The 6481-nt window shown below is 60.7% G+C and carries 7 protein-coding genes; 4 read left to right on the forward strand and 3 right to left on the reverse strand.

Features of this window, described 5'->3' with window-relative positions:
* Window positions 1–804, forward strand: a complete 804-nt coding sequence (locus tag HX801_RS23550) for a MipA/OmpV family protein (protein ID WP_177022836.1) — start codon at window positions 1–3, stop codon at window positions 802–804.
* Between the two features lie 135 nt (window positions 805–939).
* On the opposite strand, the gene HX801_RS23555 is transcribed toward HX801_RS23550, so the two are convergent.
* Both HX801_RS23555 and HX801_RS23560 read right to left on the reverse strand, forming a co-directional pair.
* Window positions 940–2217: an ATP-binding protein gene (locus HX801_RS23555; RefSeq protein WP_177022837.1), complete on the reverse strand. Its 1278-nt coding sequence runs from the start codon at window positions 2215–2217 to the stop codon at window positions 940–942.
* Entirely contained in the window at window positions 2218–2925 is a 708-nt protein-coding gene (locus HX801_RS23560) for a winged helix-turn-helix domain-containing protein (RefSeq protein ID WP_003217561.1), read from the reverse strand.
* Between the two features lie 246 nt (window positions 2926–3171).
* On the opposite strand from HX801_RS23560, the gene HX801_RS23565 reads away from it, so the two are divergent.
* Together HX801_RS23565 and HX801_RS23570 are read left to right on the forward strand one after the other, a co-directional pair.
* Window positions 3172–3558 carry an ectoine synthase gene (locus tag HX801_RS23565; RefSeq protein ID WP_003217559.1) on the forward strand — a complete coding sequence of 129 codons (387 nt, stop codon included), beginning with the start codon at window positions 3172–3174 and terminating at the stop codon, window positions 3556–3558.
* 31 nt (window positions 3559–3589) lie between these two features.
* Complete coding sequence (locus HX801_RS23570) at window positions 3590–4789, forward strand: MFS transporter (RefSeq protein WP_087693019.1); 1200 nt, start codon at window positions 3590–3592, stop codon at window positions 4787–4789.
* On the opposite strand, the gene HX801_RS23575 is transcribed toward HX801_RS23570, so the two are convergent.
* Window positions 4745–5347, reverse strand: a complete 603-nt coding sequence (locus HX801_RS23575) for a tRNA-(ms[2]io[6]A)-hydroxylase (RefSeq protein WP_008431008.1) — start codon at window positions 5345–5347, stop codon at window positions 4745–4747. The two genes, HX801_RS23570 and HX801_RS23575, sit on opposite strands and share 45 nt — an antisense overlap.
* A 151-nt stretch (window positions 5348–5498) precedes the next feature.
* Between HX801_RS23575 and HX801_RS23580 the strand changes: the two genes are divergently transcribed.
* Window positions 5499–6359 (forward strand): universal stress protein, encoded by an 861-nt coding sequence (locus tag HX801_RS23580; protein ID WP_003217553.1) that lies wholly within the window; start codon window positions 5499–5501, stop codon window positions 6357–6359.
* The last annotated feature ends 122 nt before the right edge of the window (window positions 6360–6481 follow it).

The raw sequence follows: 6481 nt of genomic DNA on the forward strand, positions 1-6481 counted from the left end.
ATGAAGACCATCATGCGTTCAAAACACCTGTGCCTGTCCCTGACGTCGCTGTGCCTGCTGGCCAGCGCCGACACCCTGCTGGCCGACGACTGGGAATACACCCTCAAGGCCGGCGTGGCCAACCTGCCCCGCTACAGCGGCAGCGACGAGCGAGTCACCGCGCCGGTGCTGGGCGCCGCCATCGTCAGCCCGTGGGGGATTTTCCTCGACACCGACAAGGGCCTGGGCTGGGGTTATGACGGCGGTGGCGCGAGCTTCAGCGCCTACGTCGGCGCCAGCGGCTCACGCAAGGACGAAAGCAAGACCGGGCGCCCGGGCTCGAAGAAACTCAAGGGCATGGGCGAGATCAAGACTCGCCCCCAGGTGGGTGTCAGTGGCAGCTATAACCTGGGCGGGGTGATTCTCGGCGCAACCCTGGAGCATGCGCTTGAGGAAGATGATCACAAGGATTCCGGCAAGGCGTTCACCCATCTGGAACTGAGCCTGGGCACCAACCTGTACGACGGCGACTACGGTTCGCTGGATGCCAGCCTCAGCAGCCATTTTGGCGACAGCAATTACCTGCAGACCTGGTACGGCGTGACCACCGGCCAGGCCGCACAGAGTCGCTTCAAGGCCTACAAGGCCAGCGGCGGCAACATCAGCAACGGGATGAATCTGGTGTGGAGCTTGCCGATCAGCGAACACACACAGTTTTCGACGCTGTTGGATGTGCAGTACCTGGCAGACAAGGCCGGGCAAAGCCCGATTGTGGAGAGACGCTTGCAGACGTCGGTGATGGGGATGGTCGAACACACGTTCTAACTTTGGTAATCCAATCAAAATGTGGGAGCGGGCTTGCTCGCGAAGGCGGTGTTTCAGTCAATGTATCCGGCGACTGATTCACCGCCTTCGCGAGCAAGCCCGCTCCCACATTTGATCTCCATGGCTCCTGGATGATTACTCGGCATACGCCCAGGTCATCCGGAACGATGCCCCGCCCCACTCCGAATCCAGCACTTCAACCTGCCCGCCATGCCATTGGCACACCCGCCGCACCAGCGCCAGGCCGAGGCCGAAGCCACCGGTGCGGCGGTCACGGCTGGCGTCCAGGCGCAGGAACGGCTCGAAAATCTTCCCTCGCCCTTCCACCGGCACACCGGGACCGTCGTCATTGACCCGTACTTCATAGCCGGTGCCAAACTTCACCAGCGACACTTCCACGCGCCGGTCGGCATAGCGAATTGCATTGCGCAACAGGTTGATCACCGCCCGTGCCATAAAGCGCGGCTCGATACGGATGTAATCGACTTCACAGGTGCGCAGCAGCAACTGCACGCCTGCCGCCTCGGCCTCCAGGGCGACGCTGCCGAGCACACTGTCGAGCCAGCTGTGGGCCTCGATGCTTTCCCGGGTGATCTGCGTGGCGCCGCGTTCCAGGCTGGCGTAGGTCAACAGTTCCGAGACCATTTCTTCCAGCTCGCCGAGGTCGGCGTACATGTCGGCGATCAGTGCGCGGCTCTCCCGTGGATCGGCCTGTTGCTTGAGCTGGTCTAGCTCAAACGACAGCCGCGCAATCGGCGTACGCAGCTCGTGGGACACGGCGTTGGTCAACTCGCGCTGGTTGGCGATCAGGCTTTCAATGCGCTCGGCCATCTGGTTGAAGTGCCCCGCCAGCTCGCGCACGGTAGAACGGCGCGGCAGCAGGATGCGCGAGCCGAGATCGTTGTCACCGAAACGTTGCGCGGCCAGGCGGATATGCTCCAGGTCACGCCAATGGGGCCGAACCCAGAAGTACAGGACAATCGCCAGGCACAGGCCGAGGAAGCCATAGGCCCACATGTACAGCCACTTGGGCTCTTCCGGCAGTTTGATTTCCAGCAGTTGGTGGCCGCCGTCGATGTTGGAGATGAACTCCATGAAATCCCCACGCACCACCAACTCGCCACTGGCCAGCAGTTGCTGTTCACGCTCGGTCAGTTTCAGCGTGTCCCGCTGCACCAGCGCCAGGCGCAGCCCATAGTGCGGTTGCAACTCGGCCAGGCGGGCGGCGCGCGCTTCCCCCGTCACCGGCCGCAATTGTTCCACCAGCCCATACGCCGGGCCGCGCAGTGCTTCGCGGTTGTAGGTTTCGTTGGCCTCCGGCAACAGCTCATCGAAGGTGTAGTTCACCAGCCAGATCGCCCCGGCCAAGCCAATGGCCAGGATGATATACAGACGCAGAAACAGCCTTAACATCTAGACCTCCCAGGCGAACGGATTGAACAGGTAGCCCTTGCCCCAGATGGTCTTGATGCACACCGGTTCCCGGGGGTTGTCATTGAGCTTGCCACGCAGCTTGCTGATGTACACGTCGACGCTGCGGTTGAGCCCGTCAAAGGCAATACCGCGCATGCGGTTGAGGATGTCATCGCGGGAGAGGATTTTCCCGGCGGCGCTGGCCAGCAACCACAGCAGTTCGAATTCCATGGTGGTCAGGTCGATCTTCTCCCCGCCCAGGCTCACCACCCGGCAACTGCGGTCGATGGCCAGGCGGCCGAACTCAAGGGCGCCGCGCACCGTGGGTTCCGGCGCCTGGCGACGTTGCAGGGCGCGCAGGCGAGCCAGCAGCACAGGCGGCTTGATCGGCTTGATCACATAATCATCGGCGCCGGACTCCAGGCCGAGGATGTGGTCGAGGTCGTCTTCCTTGGCGGTGAGGATCACGATGGGCGTGTCGGACACGTTGCGAATTTCACGGCACACATGCAGGCCGCTCTGGCCGGGCAGCATCAGGTCGAGCACGACGATCTTCGGCTTGAACTCCAGGAACGCCGCCAGCGCCAGGTCGCCGCGGTGCACGGCCAGCACCTCGAAGCCATGCTGGGACAGGAAATGGGCGATCAGCCCTGCCAGCTTCTCATCGTCCTCCACGAGCAAGACCTTGCCGAGACCCAAGTTATCCATAAATTTCCAGTGCACGCGCGGATTGAAGTGTGCGCATTATAGGTGGCAAGCCGGCAGACTAAAGCAGCTGGCCATCACTGGCCGACGAAGCTTCATGCTTTTAAGAGTTTTTAACAGTTTCACCGCAGTCTTTAACTCGGTACCGTCCGCCAGATGCGCCCCACACGCTTTTCGGAAGTGTCGCTGATGACAACACCACAAACACAAGAGAATCATGGCCCTCTACCTACATAGCGGGAGAAAACCATGTTCGTTCGTCACAAATCAGACATAGAAAACACCGCGCACTTTGTCGAATGGGGCGCTGGCACCAGCCATCGGTTGCTGACGGAAAAGGACGGGATGGGTTATACCGTCTGCCACACCGTCGTGCGTGCCGGCACCGAGTCACTGCTGCAATACCGTAATCACCTGGAGGCTTGCTACTGCATCGCCGGTGAGGGTGAAGTCGAAGATATGGACGGTAACGTCTACCCGATCCGCCCCGGTGATATTTATGCGCTGGACCAACACGACTGCCATTATCTAAGAGGCGGAAAGGAGCAGGACCTGGTGCTGGTCAGCGTATTCAACCCGCCGCTCAAGGGCGACGAGCGCCACAATCTCACGGATAAATCCGGCTCCGGCTACTGACGACGATTTGACTCACGGACACGAGCACACCATGCGCAAGGATTACCTGGCTTTCTTCATTTCGTTGTTTCTGTCACGCCTGGCCGACCAGATTCTGTTGTTCATCGTGCCGTTGATCGTGTTCCAGACCACCAACAGTGTGTCGTGGGCGGGCCTGGCGTTTTTTGTCGAATCCTTGCCGCGGTACCTGTCGTTCCCGGTGTGCGGGGCGTTGTGCGACAAATATCCCGCCGTGCGCGTCCTGCATATCAGCCAGGTGTACCGGGCGCTGGCGTGTGTGGCGGCGGTGCTGCTGTATGGAATGTTCGACGGGATTTACTGGATTGTCATGCTTTCGGCGCTGTGCGGCGTGTTGACCACCCAGGGCATCATGGCCCGGGAAGTGCTGCTGCCGCATATCTTCAAGCATTACACCTACGCCAAGACCTTGTCCTACTCGCAGATTGCCGACCAGACCGGGCTGGTGCTGGGCCCGCTGGTGGCCGCGCTGATGTTGGGCGTCTGGGCCTGGCACTGGGTCGTGCTGGGGGTTGCCGGGCTGTTCCTGCTGGCGGACCTGGCGATGCGCATCTGGCAACGCCACACCACGGTCAATCTTGAAACTTTCGAGCAGCACAACGACATCTGGCTGCAACCGTTGCGCGTTGCCTTCGGGCATATCCGCGACCTGCCGGAGCTGAAAAGGATTATCGCCCTGGCGGTGGGTGTGAACCTGATCATCGGCGTCACCCTCGCCACTTCCGCCGCGATGGTCATTGGCCAATACGCCGCCGGCAAGGACACCTACGCCGGGTTGCAGGCGGCCGGCGCGCTGGTGACCATCGCCATCCTGTTTTTCCTGGCGCGCGCTTCCCTGCCGCTCAAGGTGCTGGGCGGTTTGTCGTATTCGATGATTGCCGTGGGAGCGTTGATCACGGCCATCAGCCCGAATGTGTGGGCTTATGCCGTGGGTTTCCTGCTGCTGACCGGTTTCGACAAGATGTTCAACGTGTACATCCGCAGCGTCCGACAACGGGTAATCCCGGCCCGGGACTTTGGCAAGACGGTGGGCGTGCTGACCTTGCTCAACAACCTCTCGCAGCCGCTGGCCGGTTTGCTGATCGCACTGCTGGCGGCGCCGCTGGGGACGCAGGCGGTGATCCTGATACTGGCCGGGATCACCGCGTTGCTCGGTGCAGCGGTTGCGTCAGGCTGGCACGCCGCTGTGAAAGCGGAACTCGACGTCCGGTGACTCGATCAGTTCCTGCTCGGCGGCGCGTACACGGTCGATGACCTGGGCGATGTCCTTGGCGTCGCCGTACTGGTAAGCCAGTTTCAGGTAACCCTGGAAATGCCGGGCCTCGCTTTTCAGCAGGCCGAAATAGAACTTGCCGAGTTCTTCGTCCAAATGCGGCACCAGTGCTTCGAAACGCTCGCAACTGCGGGCTTCGATAAACGCGCCGACCACCAGGGTATCCACCAGTTTGACCGGTTCATGGCTGCGCACCACCTTGCGCAAACCCGAAGCGTAGCGGCCGGCGGACAGCTGGCGCAGCTCGATCTTGCGCTTCTTCATCAGGCGCATGACTTGCTCATGGTGCACCAGTTCTTCCCGGGCCAGGCGTGACATCAGGTTGATCAGGTCGACGTGGGAATGGTACTTGGCGATCAGGCTCAAGGCGGTGCTGGCGGCCTTGAATTCACAGTTCTTGTGGTCGATCAGCAGGGTTTCCTGGTCGGCCAACGCGGCCTGGACCCAGCCGTCGGGGGTGCGGCAACCGAGGAATTCGTGGATTTCTGGCAGGTTCATCGGGCTCACGGGCAAAGATTCACAAAAGGCCGGCGATTATACCGACCGCGCCGCAGACCGCCAGCTACCGGGCTTGATGTGCATCAACATGACGTGTGCCGGGCAGCAACTATAGTTGTTCCACGCCCACCCTTTTTTGGAGAACCCGACCATGCAAGCCATACGCAGCATCCTGGTGGTCATCGAGCCTGAGCATTCGGAAAGCCTGGCCCTCAAGCGCGCCAAGCTGATTGCCGGCGTCACCGGGGCACATTTGCATTTGTTGGTGTGTGACAAGAAGCACGAGCATTCTGCGATGTTGAGCCTGCTGAAGGCCGGTTTGCAGGAGGATGGCTACAGCGTCACCACCGAACAGGCGTGGAATGACAGCCTGCATGAAACCATCATCGACGTGCAGCAGGCAGAGGGGTGTGGGTTGGTGGTCAAGCAGCATTTCGCTGACAGCCCGTTGAAAAAGGCGCTGTTGACGCCTGCCGACTGGAAGTTGATGCGCTACTGCCCTACTCCGGTGCTGCTGGTGAAGACGTCCAGGCCTTGGGCTGGCGGGGTGATTTTGGCGGCCATCGATGTGGGCAATTCTGATGCCGAGCATCAGGCGTTGCATAACGCGATCATTGATCATGGGTTTGATATCGCGAGCCTGGCCAAGGCGCAGTTGCATGTGATCAGTGCGCATCCGTCGCCGATGCTGTCGGCGGCGGATCCGGTGTTTCAGCTCAAGGAGACGATCGAGGCCCGGTATCGTGAGCAGTGCAAGGCGTTTCAGGCGGAGTTCGATATTGACGACACTCATCTGCATATCGAGGAAGGGCCGGCGGATGTGTTGATTCCTCACGCGGCGCACAAATGGCAGGCGGCGGTGACCATCATAGGTACGGTGGCGCGCACCGGGATTTCCGGGGCGTTGATCGGGAATACGGCGGAGGTAGTGCTGGATGCGGTGGACAGTGATGTGTTGGTGCTTAAGCCCCAGGAGTTGATGGATCATCTGGAAGAGCTGGCTAATGGGTGATGCTTCTTTTTGGGGGCATATCCGTTTTTGGGTGATGGCTTGTATTGGTTCCGCTCTTACAGCGGGTCACTTTTGAAAGGAGCCCAAAAGTAACCAAAAGGCTCTTGCCCCACCACTCGGCA

This window comes from Pseudomonas sp. G1002, from assembly GCF_013385455.1.
GTDB lineage: Bacteria > Pseudomonadota > Gammaproteobacteria > Pseudomonadales > Pseudomonadaceae > Aquipseudomonas.

What these genes read in the sequence shown, in the direction of transcription:
- HX801_RS23550 (WP_177022836.1), top strand. Translation starts at nt 1, where the DNA reads ATGAAGACCATCATGCGTTCAAAACACCTGTGCCTGTCCCTGACGTCG.
- HX801_RS23555 (WP_177022837.1), bottom strand. Translation starts at nt 2,217, where the DNA reads ATGTTAAGGCTGTTTCTGCGTCTGTATATCATCCTGGCCATTGGCTTG.
- HX801_RS23560 (WP_003217561.1), bottom strand. Translation starts at nt 2,925, where the DNA reads ATGGATAACTTGGGTCTCGGCAAGGTCTTGCTCGTGGAGGACGATGAG.
- HX801_RS23565 (WP_003217559.1), top strand. Translation starts at nt 3,172, where the DNA reads ATGTTCGTTCGTCACAAATCAGACATAGAAAACACCGCGCACTTTGTC.
- HX801_RS23570 (WP_087693019.1), top strand. Translation starts at nt 3,590, where the DNA reads ATGCGCAAGGATTACCTGGCTTTCTTCATTTCGTTGTTTCTGTCACGC.
- HX801_RS23575 (WP_008431008.1), bottom strand. Translation starts at nt 5,347, where the DNA reads ATGAACCTGCCAGAAATCCACGAATTCCTCGGTTGCCGCACCCCCGAC.
- HX801_RS23580 (WP_003217553.1), top strand. Translation starts at nt 5,499, where the DNA reads ATGCAAGCCATACGCAGCATCCTGGTGGTCATCGAGCCTGAGCATTCG.